Source organism: Pseudomonas sp. B19125, from assembly GCF_044218855.1.
Taxonomy (GTDB): domain Bacteria; phylum Pseudomonadota; class Gammaproteobacteria; order Pseudomonadales; family Pseudomonadaceae; genus Aquipseudomonas; species Aquipseudomonas edaphica.
The window spans coordinates 3,691,029-3,706,061 of sequence record NZ_CP162589.1; the positions used below are offsets into that span (position 1 = coordinate 3,691,029).

At 53.2% G+C, this 15,033-nt stretch carries 9 protein-coding genes; 3 read left to right on the top strand and 6 right to left on the bottom strand.

Annotated features, from left to right (window positions below; translation table 11 throughout):
* Window positions 1–4 precede the first annotated feature (4 nt).
* From AB4P96_RS16785 to AB4P96_RS16800, 4 genes are all read right to left on the bottom strand, one after another.
* Entirely contained in the window at window positions 5–790 is a 786-nt protein-coding gene (locus AB4P96_RS16785; protein ID WP_395599812.1) for a hypothetical protein, read from the bottom strand.
* A gap of 784 nt (window positions 791–1,574) precedes the next feature.
* Window positions 1,575–2,444, bottom strand: a complete 870-nt coding sequence (locus AB4P96_RS16790; RefSeq protein WP_395599813.1) for a hypothetical protein — start codon at window positions 2,442–2,444, stop codon at window positions 1,575–1,577.
* Complete coding sequence (locus tag AB4P96_RS16795) at window positions 2,438–4,171, bottom strand: AAA family ATPase (protein ID WP_395599814.1); 1,734 nt, start codon at window positions 4,169–4,171, stop codon at window positions 2,438–2,440. The genes AB4P96_RS16790 and AB4P96_RS16795 overlap by 7 nt, the downstream gene beginning before the upstream one ends.
* 606 nt (window positions 4,172–4,777) lie before the next feature.
* Window positions 4,778–10,183 (bottom strand): sacsin N-terminal ATP-binding-like domain-containing protein, encoded by a 5,406-nt coding sequence (locus AB4P96_RS16800; protein WP_395599815.1) that lies wholly within the window; start codon window positions 10,181–10,183, stop codon window positions 4,778–4,780.
* 368 nt (window positions 10,184–10,551) lie between these two features.
* Between AB4P96_RS16800 and AB4P96_RS16805 the strand changes: the two genes are divergently transcribed.
* Window positions 10,552–10,884, top strand: coding sequence for a hypothetical protein (locus tag AB4P96_RS16805; protein ID WP_395599816.1), 333 nt, complete (start codon window positions 10,552–10,554; stop codon window positions 10,882–10,884).
* 472 nt (window positions 10,885–11,356) lie between these two features.
* Here the strand turns inward: AB4P96_RS16805 and AB4P96_RS16810 are convergent, their stop codons facing one another.
* A complete protein-coding gene (locus tag AB4P96_RS16810) occupies window positions 11,357–12,364 on the bottom strand; it encodes a DNA-binding protein (RefSeq protein WP_395599817.1) in 1,008 nt (335 codons plus the stop codon).
* A 180-nt stretch (window positions 12,365–12,544) separates the two neighbouring features.
* Between AB4P96_RS16810 and AB4P96_RS16815 the strand changes: the two genes are divergently transcribed.
* Together AB4P96_RS16815 and AB4P96_RS16820 are read left to right on the top strand one after the other, a co-directional pair.
* Window positions 12,545–13,525 (top strand): site-specific integrase, encoded by a 981-nt coding sequence (locus tag AB4P96_RS16815; RefSeq protein ID WP_395599818.1) that lies wholly within the window; start codon window positions 12,545–12,547, stop codon window positions 13,523–13,525.
* Between the two features lie 459 nt (window positions 13,526–13,984).
* Complete coding sequence (locus AB4P96_RS16820; protein ID WP_395599819.1) at window positions 13,985–14,353, top strand: hypothetical protein; 369 nt, start codon at window positions 13,985–13,987, stop codon at window positions 14,351–14,353.
* Window positions 14,354–14,453: 100 nt separating this feature from the next.
* Here AB4P96_RS16820 and AB4P96_RS16825 read toward each other — a convergent pair whose 3' ends face one another.
* Window positions 14,454–14,864: a hypothetical protein gene (locus AB4P96_RS16825; RefSeq protein ID WP_176992071.1), complete on the bottom strand. Its 411-nt coding sequence runs from the start codon at window positions 14,862–14,864 to the stop codon at window positions 14,454–14,456.
* Between the last annotated feature and the right edge of the window lie 169 nt (window positions 14,865–15,033).

Genomic DNA, 15,033 nt, shown 5'->3' on the forward strand with positions numbered 1-15,033 from the left:
GTGACTATGGCTCGTCTAGGCCTGGCTCAACTGGGAACATAAGACCGTCCCGCAGAGCTACGACGCCGAGGTACATGCATATCGGTTCAGTCTTTCGAAATGCGGGGCTTTGAATGTCATAGGCGAGCCACGCCGCTGCCCCGCCAGATAAAAGCGGCCCAACGAATGGTACTAACGTTGCGAGCCACGGGTTACGTTTCACTAGCTCCGCTAGAAGGTGCTTCGCAGCTTCCTTGCCAATAGTCACTGACATGACCCGAATGATTGCCGCTTCAATAATCGCGAAAGTAATTTCAGGACCAGCAAACCGATAAAGAACCGGAAGGATAGCAACTGGTCCGTTAGCTTTGAGATGTTCGATGATGCGGTCGACTTTCTGATTATCTACCCCTTCTTTCCTCAATCTCTCACAAAGGTTAACCGGATCCATGCGGCAAAGCTCTTGGTGAGCAATCGCTTTAGTGAGCGCCTCCAGTTTCGCCTCGATAGGTGTGCCTACCTTTATCTTCACCTTTCGGCGCTTACAAACGTCATTAATCACCTCGTCTGCTTCGACCCCACCGTCCTCCCCAAATGCCATGCGCTTGAGCCAAGCGACATCAGAAGAACCGTAATAGCGGATCTGCTGGTCCATCAGCTCTATGAGTTCCTCGTGTGCTTGCAGGCTATCGATGCTGGAAGCCAGTAGAGCCTTACGTTTTTTGTCGTCAGTAAGCGAGGCATAGCTGTCGAGAATCTCAGAAAGAAACTGGAGGTCCGTCCTGGTGCATTTATAAAGAATTTTTTTCACTTGCGGCCTATATATTCCGTCATTGATGTTTCACCGCCGACAACCGCTACATCATATGCGCGACTCACTCAGAGAATCGCTATTGACTTAGGTAGCGAATCCTCGCTTAACCGCTATGAAGCAAGGAAAGAGTGAGCGAGACAGCCGGAAAACGCTGAAACGCGGTGGATGCGATTATATTTTTAGTACCGTGAGGCTCATCGGTGAGTTCTGTAGATTAGATTGTCAATATCCTTATCCCCACCCATCACCCATCACCTATGACTTTTCGAAATTGAAACAGCCCCCCTCCTACACAAGCAAGCGGGAATGGCAGCGAGCAAAGAGATTCAGCGATCAGTCCTTTGTGAGCGAAAAATCTCCGTGCACGGTCATGAATATTGAGGTATCGATCCATAATCCCGTTCCACGACCAGGTTCGCCTGGAAGGTAGCATACAAGACAGAAAGACCGGAAAGCTCCAAGCTGCTGCAAGTCCTCGATCTGTAGCTAGCGTTGCGTCAGCAGCAGTTCCAGAACCGCCAGACGTGACTCGGCCGTCTGCCCCGGCACCCGGATCTCACTATTCAGGCGTTCGGCAAGGCGTCCCCACCTTTGGAAGCGCAGGCCGCCGACCCGGCTGGTGCACTCGTTCCACCGACGGCCGTTTACGGCGGACCAGCAACGCATCCGCCGAGGCAAATACATCCGTTTCCGGACCTCCTATTGCCATGGCTCACCTCCGGCTCTAGAGGTCTGATAATAGAAACCAGTCATTTCGAAGCGGAGCGTAGCGGTCGCGGCCCTACTCTGCCGCGCATGCTTGCATCCAAGGCTCAAGTCCAGGAAGCGCGGCGGTTTCCAAGTACAAAAGAAGTGGGTCATTGGCAAGGACACTTTCGTAAAAAATGTGTCCCCAGGAGTTGATCGATTTTCGACGTGCTTTATTTCGAAACAACGTCAATTGCTGCCGCATGTTGAGCTCCTCCTCACGAATGTCGGCGGCTGACCCGAGGAGGTGGGTGTACTGCTCACGAAAGAAATGGTAATAGCGAGTACTGATGCCAAGGTTCTCGATATGCCGTGTGATCAAAGCCTGCAATGCCGGGCTCAAGTTTACGCTAGGCCGCAATTCCATCGAGGCAGGGGCGTGGTACGGTTCTCCGATGCTCAACTGCAACACTTGCTGGTCAAGAAACTCGTCGAAATAAGGATGAAGAAACAGGCGCTCACCGTCCTGGCTTAGTACCTTCTCGAGCTTCCAGCCCTGGCAGGTATCGCACATCGGGAACAAATTGACTGCCGTCACAGCAAAATCTGGGAACTCGGTTTTGGGCAAGTAATGATCCAAAGTGTTGGGTGTACCATCCTCACCACAAGCTGGACACATTTGTAACGTGCGTTCTCGCAGTTTCTCAAGTACAGGCTTTTGCACCGAGTCGGCTTGCGGACTGCTGTACAACGACAGGAATCGAGTTTTGAATGACACCGCCCGAGCCCAAGGCGTTACAACTTCGGGATTCCCGCGGGCCTCGATGTAGTGCTGAACGCGCTGCTTCCAAGACGCTCGAATCCCCTCGAAATACCCTCGATTTCTCCCCCGCTGCCGCTGATCGACGACTTGATTCACCAACTGGATGTCATCGATGGCAGGGCGCTGAAGACGGGTTACCATTTTCCGGCCCCCATGGCGCTGATCTGAATGATCATCTCTTCGTTGATGTCATCACCCAATGCCTCGATGAGGGCCTCGGCCGTACCGAACTCCTTGAGTTGTTGCCGGATCCAGGCTTCGAACGGTTTCGACACCGATTTATCGCCAAACACGTAAGAAGAAATTCGCTGCATATCCCCCCCGAATGTTTCGAAGGGCGGATGGTTGATGAAGAATTCGCCATTTTCCATCTCAAAGACATGTACACAACTGCGGGGCAGCTCTCTAACCGTCACAAGCGAATGAGTGGCCAACAAGGCTTTGGACCGATAGCTGATGAGAAGATCTTTGAGCATCGAGATGAATGCAATCTCCAGCGTCGGGTGCAGAAACAATTCTGGCTCGTCGATCAAGATCAGGCTGTTGCGGCGAATCGCGCCCAGCACATTAATGACGATAAAGGAGAACAGCCGCTGTCCTGAGCTCAGCTCGACGATTTCCCCATTTTTTAGAAAGAAAACGCCCTTGCCCGCAAGGAGGGTCGAAGCGAGCGCTTCTGAGTTAAGCGCGTCAATTCGATCGCCGGCGATCGGAATCAGGATGCGCTCGGGACTATCCGAGTCTTTTTCATCCGTACGCAGCCTCACCACCACATCGCTATCGTGAATTTCTTTGTCAAATAAGAACAACGAATCATGCAGGAACAACTTGCTCAAGTCGGTTGTGGGATCCACGGCCACCGCTGCGCAGTCGAAATCAATGGCCGTGCGGAGTACGCGGTGCATCGTGTTTACCTTGGCCGACCAGTCTTTGATCGCACCATAGGTTTGATCATCTGTCAGACAAGCCAGAAGGGAGCGTGCCGCATTTATCTTCGGCCGGCTGTGCGACAGGCGAATCTTTTTCTGAGAATCCCCCATCTTATCGTAGACCGATTGCCAGCCACGCAACCCAAAATAACGGTACACACCTTGATCCTGTCGCCCGCCCGACTGCTTCACGCTGTTTTCAGCATCAATAGGAAAGCGTTCAAACGGGCTGTATGAAACGACGACCAGTTGACTGATATTGGGTGGATTGCTGAATCCCACACCCTCATCGTTTTCAGCACTTAAATCTAGCCAGTGCTCTACCATCTGCATCAGTGTTTGAGATTTGCCTACCCCGTTGGGTCCAATAAGCACATGGATGTCACGAGGCAAGAGCCGCTCAGCAGCGTCAAAGCCCAGATCCAACATCTGCGATTTCCCCTGAGGATCGACAAAACGAAACTGCAGGTCCCCCACATTTAGGCTGCCAGCGGTGAGCAGCTTCCAGACACTATGGTAAGCCGCCTGGGCTCCACGTTCTCGCAGCAAAGAATGTCTGAATCCTTCAGAATCAATCAAATCCAGGCTCTCGGGATCTTCGTCAATCCAGCGTTTTAGGCTTGCATCATTGAGGGAACGTGCTACTTCGAGCGTGGCAGCGTGATCAAGATGACCATCAATTTGCTCATAAAAAGTCGTGGCCGCTGGTACCGAGACATAGCTGGCGCCGGGCACCGGGAACTCACCGTCCCATCCTCGATCCACCAATTCATCCAAGTAACGGGAGGATACTTTTTCCCCGCGAAAGAGGATTTTGAGATCGCCTGTTTGCACCGCTTCACCCGCGATACGACACTGCACGGGAAAGGATGTCTTGTAGTCGTAGTCATCCCAGCGATCGTAGCCAAGAAGCAACAGATCCTCTTTCTCGTTCAGCAACGCTTGGCGCTTCCGTGAATTCAGGCCAACATAAAACACTCGCACGTGACTGGCCCTCCCCTAAGTTCCGTGCGCCTCAGTCAGCCCGCGACGCAATTTTCGAAATGTATTCTAAGGAAAGAGCGACTAATGCGGAACTTGATAATGTCACAATGCTTCCCAAGGTTTAGCGTAGGGCCGCAATGCGGATTGGGTAGGATCGAAGGCATCAGCGCTGGATCGGGCCGATGGTTTCCCGAATCACGTCTTGCACTTGGGGGCAGTTTCGCTTGATGCAGATTCGCGAACTGCCGCGCTAACGTTTCACTCACTGAGTTCGGTGATTTGAGCCCCGTGCCATCTTGCTGTCCCGCCTCTTCGCGATGACTCTAATGAGCGACACGCAGGAAACTGTGCTGGAAGCGCCTTCTCGCGATGCCCCCCAGCAGCAACCACGCCGGCGAGGGCTGGGATAGTGAATCCTCTACCCTCTACCCTCTACCCTTCGATCTGAGTGCGTGTCCGTCCAGATGTGTAAAGGTGAAGCTCGTCAACGCGATCTCAATCAGCTCTGACTGCTGTGACGGCGTCCTCAAGTCCTCAGAGACTGTGTCCGCAAGCGTTGTCTCATTTTGGATTGAACTCGTACACGACGCTTCCTTTCCCGACCGCCCGAAACGTTCCAGCTCCCTTGCTCGAGAAAGGATTGGAAAGGAGTGTAGGAGTCATCCTAGCGGGGTCTCCCACATTGGCGAGATATAGGATCCGGTACTGATGCTCTTTATCGCCACGATAGCGTTGTGCCGCAAATATTTCGGTAGGGCCCATCTCGAATCTCAATGGATTTCCGGAACTAGCTTTAACCTCGTAGTAGTACGTACGGCTCTTGGTCGCGACAATGAAGTCATACCCCAAACTGTCCGAACCACCGCTCGTGTCGAGCACTGCATCGCGATAGCGGGATACCCATATGCTTTCGTCGACTGACACGAGCTTGTGCCGGCGGCGTAGCCATTCCCGAGCCCATAGCTCTCCCATTAAACCCACCGCGAGTTTCTGTTCATCAGACATGATAGTCTCGGGAAGCTTGGGCAGACCTCCAGTCCCACCACCGTCCGTGGTCCCGCTTGTCTTATACAAATCTATTGTTTTCAGCGTCGCCTCTTTCGATGAAACGTGATTCAACGCGGGGGCTTGTGCCGCCGCCGCAACAACTGCCGCGGCGATGTCGATGTACCCTGCCGAGATCGCGGACATGGATACACCGTCAAACTCTACCTGCATACGCCGACGTTGCTGTTCAAGCCGAATGTTCTTCGCCCGTTCCTCATTGCTAACCATGCTCTCCGCGGATAACCCCCAATACGTCAAATCCTTGCTTGCGGCTTTTCCAATAGGCCAGATACTGGCTTGGGACAACCACTGCACGATCTGTTCATCATCCAATAAGCGAAAGTCCAGCCAGCCATTGTCGCGCGCATGGGCGATGCAGGTGTCACGCGCCGCTTCTGGGGTGCTCCATGTCTGGCGCACCAAGGGGGCCGTAGCGACTCCGCCAGCACGAACCCAGGCCGACAGTATCGGTGCGTAATGAGTCAAAAAATTACGAAGATTTGCGCCGTTGGACGCTCGACATTCAGTCAGCGTAAGGTCCAATGGCACATCCGAAGCGCCAGCAGGTAGCGCTCCATCAATCCAGCTATCGATTTGGGCATCCATCATTGCAGAGGGCAATTCGTCATACGTTGTGAACCAGGTTGACTGTGGAGCGATATCCAGTACCCCTTCCTTTGCGGCAATATATGCATCCAACCTCTGTTTCTGGTCGAATAAACCAACACTACGCTCTCGCAAGCGCTCGATGATGTTTGTCTGCTGTAGGCGCAAATGGCGCATCCAGGCCTCTCGATGCATATGCTCGTTGCTGGCGAGCTTGTAGCGGTTGCCAAGAACAGCAATGGCTTCATTGAGTTGCGCGATCGGAAGTAAGAACTCCACCTTGAGATCGGATAAATCGGCTAGATGAATCATCCGAGCCTCAAGGTTAGCAAGCGGTATGCCAATCTCGAAGGCCAACGCTTCAAAAACCGCACGCAGGTCTTCATCCTGAGGTTCGCTCTGTGTTGAAATCTCTTGTAGGCGTGCCGTGGTTTGCGGTGACCCTTTACAGGCCGAAAGCGGGATCGCGAGATCGAGCATTCCAATCAAATCACCACTTGCGAGGAGCCGCGTTTGCCGGATTACTTCCGGTTCTACCCCTAGAGCAGCTGCCAAAATCGCGTCATCGGGCGTTTCTTCGTCCCCATTCCGCATTGTCGAGGCGAGGCGCAACAAAGCAGCATCGAGCCCGTGCGCCAAATCCCGCGCCCCCAGAGCAACCGCCAACTGGGCCGACGCTCCTGCAACATGCTCCAGTGTCAAAGGTCCTTGCTCAGCTTGGATTATCAGTACGGGACCAGCCGTACGATTGAGCACAAGTGAACCACGCAGCGACAAAGGCATGGCTACCCATTTGTTGCCGTGCGCGATTTGAATCTTTTGCCCACTAACCACCTCCAACGACAGCGCCGCGCGTCGAATTCGCCCAAGCGTTCTTTGGGTTGACTGCATGAATGCACTGCTTTTGTGTTCTGCAACACACACAAGGAACTCGACAAACCATGACCCAATGACCTCGCTCAGAAGACGACTTGGCGTACGGTCATCAAACCTGATGCCGTCGACGTAGACTTCTGCTGGCTCGTCAGAGATGAGTCGAAACCTATGCGGCACATTGGTGTTCACCCAACCCCACGCAGCTGCGGTGTCCCCCGGCACGAAGTCGAAAATAGGTTCTCCGACCTCCTCCAACAACTGCTTCTTTACCCCATCATGCTCATCATCGAAGTAAGGCTCGATGTTTTCTTCGTTAGTCCTGGTGAGCACTCGAATTTCGTTGCCTATACGTACTGGCACAGATATGCCTGCCTCAGGAGTACCTTTCTTACGTGCGTGGATCCATAGGCGTCTAAACCACTCCTGAAACCGCCGCACGTCCCGAATATCGGAGATCCCCCCAGAAGCTGATTCGATCAGTGCGAGCAATGCACGCCCGGCATGCGACTCATTATTGAACAATCCGAACTTCGCTTGGCGTTGAAGCCATTCGAGCGATTGGGAGTCAATCGCTGCCGCCACTTGGTGGGCCACGAACTCTACGAATCGTGGGGGGCGCTCCTCTTCGCTGTTGAAATACCATGCATCTGAGGGTTTAACGAACCGTAACTTACCTCCCGGGCGGATCACTGGTAACCACTGGGCACCGGTTAGAAAGGCGAATAGCGGAGTTGATATCCGGTGTGCCTCTAAATTGCCGATCTCCGTCCGTACAGCGCGGAACGTACGGTGTTCGTCACTGAACGCTCGCATAGCTAGTGCAACCTGTACTGCAAAGTCTCTCCTGATGTCAGGGGGAAAGGACTCACATTCACCCTGACCTGGAATTCGCCAAGGCCGCAGTTCTGCCCGGTAGTGGCGTGTGAAATACATCTGGGAGCAGTCTTGCGTAATTTGCGCTCGCCAGTGGGAGCGCAACGTTTCGGTGATTCCGGGCAAATCGCGTGTGACGATTGTTGGTAAAAATGCGGGAGAGCCAATGGGGCTGTAGGTAATGCTTTCACCGCCAATGGGGCGCAGGCAGTCAACGACTCCACTGGCATTGAGAAAGCGAACCCATTCGGATTGGATGCCATAACGAATTGGCCACGCAATGAATTCCGGCACCAAGCGCGCCAGAGAAACCTTCATGTCGTCAGAGTCATCGGCAGTGATCCGCAGCAACGCTTGTAACTTGCTGCCATTCGGAACGTCCCAACCGGCGCCAAACATTGCTGTCTTTGCATCAACCCAGCCGTTGGCGGTCGGTACAAAGAAATCGGCCGAGCGCGTCTCCTTGTCGGAAAGCGACCGGCCACTGCTCCATAATCGAAAGGCCCATTCGAGGGCCTGTTCTCGTGTACGGTCTAGAACGGATGAGCGAGTCACTCCGGCAAGGGTGCGAAGCACGTCTCTGGTGTCGTACTCGCGGGCCAGCTTACCGGCAATGAGGAAGGATCGACCAGGTCGATGGCCGCCATCATCTTTTAACCAGGGTATATCCCGGCTCAACAAGGCGAATCCCTTACGCAGCGTCGCGGGGAGTTGATCCAAAGGTAAAGATCGCTTGCTAGCTTCATCGTCGACGTCTGCGTCGACAGACAGCACCGGCGCGAAATAGACGTCCGCTGCCCGCCGACTGCGTCCGGAGCTAGTGTTCGCAGGCAACTCACTGCTGATTAAGTCGCCACTAACGCTCAGCAGAAACTTTTTACCGTAAAGATACGAAGCATGCCCCACCATCACGGTAGACACTTCGTCATAAAAATCAGCCCACCGCTCCGAGGCAGTGATCTGCTCATGCATTTTTACAGCGATTGCCTCAATCCAGTCTGCTACAACACTGGCAGGTGGTTTAAAGTCCGTATGTCTAAGTTGTATATACAGTCGATCCAGTGCTGCTCTCTGGGGAAGCGTGAGCGAATCGACTAAAACCTTTCCGCCACCAATCTCGCAAACCGTCTTAGTGGATAGACAGGCGTCCCGGGGAGCTATCCATGAATACGTTTCCTTGGGAGATGCCCAGGAAATCGTGTCATCTTTTCCACGTACAGGTAGAAACTTCCGATTCAAGATGCCTTGGCCGTCGCCGCCCATGCCTACCTTCAACGCGGGTTGATACGCTTCGTCCCAGCACAGAAGACTGACGACCGCACTCGGCGCCTGTGTCCACCCACTCTTGACCATAAAGTCGATCAGTTGGCAGCTTAACCAGGCGGCCGTCCGCATAAAGAATTCGTTGATGGCAATCGATACGTCGACCGTTCTTCGATCCATCTTCGTGTAGAAGTTGGCGTTGATGTAGCCGCAGAACGGCGCTTTTCCTTCCGCTCCAAGCGGCAGGAAGCAATACAGTCTTCCCGTCTCCAAGGGTGCACCCAGCGGGACGGCGATACTGATCCTAGCGATACCATCCCAGTCTCTCCAACTTTCAGGTATTTCTTCTTTCTCGAGGCTTGCGTGCAACGCTTGCCTAAACAGTTGGTCATTGATGTCCCAATGAGCCGCGACAAAGTCCGCATTGCCGAGGCGAAGCTGGGCCACAGTGATTGGCGAGCCTACCTTCAACCCCTCGGGTATTACAGTCCAGGTCTCCTCTACAGATCGCTCCAGTACGAAAGGCTCGTCCATTCCAGGATCGAGAGAAATGCGTCCGACCCGATCCAAAAACAACTGGAGCGGTGTGGTCAAACTCATCAGCACGTCAATTTGTGCCCGCACGGATTGCAGGGCCTCTGGCGATTTCAAAGGTAAGCGGACAACGGTGGAAAAACCTGCCTCGGCAAATCGCGTGACCTTGTCATCGGTCTCTGTGGGGACTGGTATGTGCCAGCAAGGTAGGTTGCTGGCCATCTCTTCAGCGGCATCGGCCGAGTGGACGTCATAGTGAGCACGCAGGTCATCGATGGTCGCGAAGCGGAAGCACAATCCGTCGAAGGTGGCACCTCCTCCTTCGCCATGAACCGAATAGATTTCGGGCCAACTGCACACCTGTAGCACACTTCGAAATCCCAACCCCTTATTTCCAATACCAGCATTGACGGGTTTGCTACTCAACGCGATGTTGGTGATGGCTTGCAGGTTTTTACCGGTAAAACCAGCACCACGGTTCGCCACATAAAGGCATCCATGGCCCTCCGTAATGTCCAGCACTACGGCAATCTCACCATCTGTACGTGACGGATCGTGAGCGTCATGGGCATTTTGTATAAGTTCTACGAGAAAACGGTTGCCGTAGTCATCGGAGACGAACTGCGACATATTCCGAACGCTCTGATAAAGGCTGGGATCGTTGCGAGCGGCCAGGTAGTTTGAGATACGTTGATGCATTAACTTCGCGATAGATTCCGCAGGGCCGAGTTCTTGATCATCTACCGACACTTCAAGACTTACAGACATATAACGTCTACCTCCTTGTGATTACTTAGCTCCCAGGTCTGTTGAGCCCGGCGCACTGTCCCGATGTCTGCCATTTTAGAAGCTCTAACAGATCCTTAGGTTTTTATTTCAGCCAATACAGGAGAATTGATAAGGTGTTTGGATTTGTATGCAAAAGGCAACATCTGAGAGTCACACGAGGGTAAATCTGGCAAGATGAGTTGGCCCGGTCTCGCGAAAGATACGTAGCTATATCGATAAATAGCGAGCCTAAATCCTCCAGCGTGGTTGCAAGGGTTTAGACCTGAACAGACAGGACTCTCGACCGGATAAAATCGCCATGCTGATAGAATCGCATTAGCACCCATAACACTCCTCTGAGAATTGGCATGAACCCAGATTTAACTGAAGAAGAAATGCGCCGGGCGCTGTTCGGTGGTAGCGAGCAAGCTCCGCAATGCAGTGAGTCTCCAGTGCAGAAGCCCGTCTCGGATATCGTGATCACGCAGCCGGAAAAAGTGGCCGAGAAAAAGAAAGTCGCGAAAACGTTTACATCCAGGCTGAGAGTCACGCTTCGAGTGGGCAATGAATTTGAAGGTGAGACGCACGAGATGGTCCATGAGGCCGATACGCTAAGTACCCTCCTAGCCGAGCAAGAGGCTATTAGGGCGGCCAAGAAAAAATTCCGATTTGTGAAAGTGGTTTCGATCAAGTCGATGTAAGAGAATTCTCACAAGACTTGTGGGCTGGGCGTGGAACGCCTTTCATTTGGAACGATCGCTCTAAAATCGGGATCCAGGCCTGACGTCACTGGCGGAAATCGACCCAGTACGGCCTATCGCCGTCCCCAATTTATGCCCAATTGCCACCGCCGATATCAGATGGTCGCTGACAGTGACAGCGCTGTGCAAGCGAACGCTGAATGTGTGCTTAGTATGCAACTCAAAACAATCCCTAGAAATTCACAGCAGTGTTTCTTTACCCTTATACGCATCAAGGCTCCCCCCTGCTCATTTTGGGCGCCACCCTCTTCGCTTGAGACTTGATTCGTCCGGCGCGCTTCAGTGGCCCTGAACAATCGCCCGAGGAAACCATCTGGTTCAGACGCTCATGCGCATATTTGAGGTCAAGAGTGCTTGCAACGGAACCGCCATACACCGCGTTAAATTTGTTCAATCTAACTCTCCTTGGGTATTATTTAGTGGAGCCTTCATTGTCGATATCAGGATGAGCCGCGGCTTGTCGTAGCTGAGCGAGCTCCGCTGAATATTGCAATGACAACCTCGTGGCTTCGGCGAGTTGCGAGCTCGTCTGCGCCAAACCCTCCTCTAGCCGCTTGGATTCTGCACGCGACATACCGAGCTGTTCCTGAAGCGCTTCTTTCGCACCGTCAGCCTTGGCGACTGCTGTCTTCATGGTGTCAATCTCACCGACCAATCGAACCGCCGCATCTTCATGCGTCGCCGCAGCTTTGGCCAGTTGCCGAGCCTCACTCAGCAAGCGCTCGTTATCTCTGTTGAGTCGAGTCAGTTCGTCCTGCTTGACTATCAACATCTGCTGGAGTTGACGCAGCTCAACCTGAACTTGCTGCACCTGCCCTTCGTGTCGTTGCTGTTCCTGGTCACGCTGTTCCTTGACCGCATTGCGGTAATGCTCCAGCGCCTCGCGGGAGTGAAGGTGCTTCTCTTCCAGAGAACGGATCTGCTCATCCTTCTCCTGCACGCGAATTTCCAAGTCACCGCAATTTTGGCTCAGGCGTGCATTGCGGGTGAGCTCGGTTTGCAGGCTTGTCTGACAAATCTGCAACTCATCCGCTTGAAGCACTAACGCTCCTTTCTGACTATCCATTTCACGCTGCAATGAGGTGAGTTCGGCACTCAAGCCGTCGAGCTTTTGCTCCAGCTCGCTGCGCTGCTCGTCGAAGCGCGCCTGGGCGTACGCAAGAGCTTCGCCGCCCTCCACTGTCATTCGCTCTAAGAGGCCGGCAACAAGCTCAGTCAATTCATCACTCAGCCGCTCTCTAGAGGCCCGCGGTCGAGGGTCAAAATCTTCTATTTCCTTCAAATAACGGTGAATAGTTGTCTTTGAGCCGGTATTTCCCAACTCGATGCGCACGGCGTCGATGCTCGGATTCTCTCCCCGAGCCAGCAGCGATTCCCGGGCTTTTTGGACAATCGCCTTATTAATTCCGCCGCGTGCCATTTTTCTCTCCTACGATTTCGTACCGTTTTACATACCACGTATATACATAGCACTTTACTGAAAAAAAAGGACAATATGAGATCTTTTCTTTGATAAAATAATGGAGCGTTATCGCATCATAGAACCGTTTTTCGCCTTTTCCAGTGTTGGAAAAGGTACGTTTGGCGTAGAAGGGTCGAGATGAACAAGGCGGATCGTTACCTGCAAGCCGGCACCCGGGAGAACACTCGGCGTAGCTACCGTGCGGCGGTGGAACACTTCGAAGTGACCTGGGGCGGCTTTCTCCCCACGACTGGCGATGGCATCGTGCGTTATCTCGCCGAGTATGCCGGACAGCACACCATCAGCACGCTGAAGCAGCGTCTGGCCGCCTTGGCTCAGTGGCACATCACCCAGGGATTCCCCGATCCCACCAAAACGCCGACCGTTAAGCAAATGATCAAGGGCATTCGGACATTGCATCCTGCCCAAGAGAAACAGGCCGCCCCCCTCCTTCTACATCACTTGGAACAAGCGGTGGGGTGGCTTGAGCGAGAGGCGGCTCTCGCGGCTGAGCGCGGCGAATTTGGAAGTGTGATCAGGCATAGGCGAGACATCGCTCTGGTGCTGATTGGGTTCTGGCGGGGGTTCCGGGGTGACGAACTGGCTCGTTTGCAGGTCGAGCACACCCAAGCCGAGTCAGGGATAGGCATCACTTTCTATCTGCCGCACACAAAGGGCGATCGACAACACATGGGGACCACATTCCGCACCCCTGCCTTAAAAAAACTATGCCCAGTTCAAGCCTATATCAACTGGATCACCGCGGCCGGAATTGCGCGTGGGCCGGTGTTCAGGAAGTTGGACCGCTGGGGCAATCTCGCCGAGGCTGGCATCAATTCGAACAGCTTGATACCCCTACTTCGCCGCATCTTCGAGCACACAGGAGTTTCGGCTGATCTTTATAGCAGTCACTCCATGCGGCGTGGGTTTGCCACCTGGGCGGCGGCGAATGGCTGGGACATTAAAGCGCTGATGACCTACGTCGGCTGGAAGGACATGAAGTCAGCCATGCGCTACATTGATACGGCAGATTCCTTTGGGGACTTGGCGGCAGGTCGGCCGCTCACTTCATCAGCTATTCCTCAAGCGCATGCGTTGACAGTGGCTGAAAATTCCTAAGGTCGGATCACGTCACATGGGTAGGGGCACGGACCTGAGTGCGATCGATTTTCGTAGACCATTGTGCCCTAGGTAGATACCGCCATAGCACTTGCGACCCAACTCTTTTGTCGCGATGCTCAAGCCGACTTCGGCATGGTGCAAGCGACACTCTATCGCTGCCCCCTTATGTGGATTAATACATTTCATAGAGCCATATGCCCGTGCCCCAACCAAGGCTTTTCCTATATTGGTCAAAACATACATAAAAAAACGATTGCTTGGGATGTGGCCAGAACACTGGCAAAGCTAGGCGCTATTCAACCATGCAACACACAACACGCAACAAATGAGTAGAGAGTACCAGAAGCGGTCATTCCACCTGCCTGCCAAATTAGGGCGTTTCAGACTTCGTTGCGCGCGCTCGCAGTGCGTCGTAAGCGTGCGACTCTGTGTAGTGAGTACCTTAAAGAACAGAACATGGATATCACCATTCAGCGCAAGAAAGGAATATTTGACAGCGCCTATGGCCAGGCGATCCCGCTGGCAGTTTTGTTTGATGGAACGTTCGTCGGCCGCCTGGAAACGGGTGAAACATTACCTTTGAACCTTCCGGACGATTGCGGGACGTTGCAAGTCGGTATGCTTGCCCCCAGAAACTCGCCTTACATTGGAAGCGCGTCTGGTGAGGTCATATCGACCAGCAATGCACAGAGGGTTACCCCCGAACAAGCCGTTCAGTCTTTTTCGGTAAAGACTCGGAAATGGGTGTTCTTTGACATGCTGGGTTTGGCGGGCTCAGCGCCTTTCAACCGCTGGGTACTGGCGCTTGAGACAGATCAACTTTAGGGAGCTTCTGACAGGCTTCAATCGGCCAGAAGCGGTCACTCGGCGTGTCTACGAAACTAGGGGCGATTCAGGCAATTATTCGCAACTATGTCGCCGCTAATTAGCGCATCCCAATATACGGATCTGATACAGAGCTACCCAACTCGGATAACGCGAGTGAAATCTCATTAAACACCTCCGGTGACACGTCTTTAGGCGAGCGAGAGGCTAGGAAAGTATTGATCGCTTCAAGCCCTAAGCTCGCCATAATGCTAATAACCTCTTCAGCCTGCTCCAGATCATGACCATTCCATAAAGACAACAAGCAATGTTCAATTCGCTCTCTGAGACTATCGTCTAACAAACTATAGGTATGCCACTGTCGTTCACTCAATTGCACCAATGACTTTATAAGCTCCGCGCTGCCGTTTTTTTCAGGTTCGAACTCATCCAACAACTCTGCAAACGCCGTTTCAAGTTCCTCCTTGGTAATGAAATCTGGCAGCGACGCATAATATTCAACATTTTTCATGCTTAGAAATCCACAGGTATATGCGTTGTATTCGAAGGCCTCCGGTAAAGCACGCCGTCTTGACCCAGCAATTTATTTCCTATTTTTATTTGCGCGGTCCATCCAGCTCCCGAGTTCGACCCTACATGATTCATGGCAGCGTTCGCATCCGGAGCATGCCACTTTATCT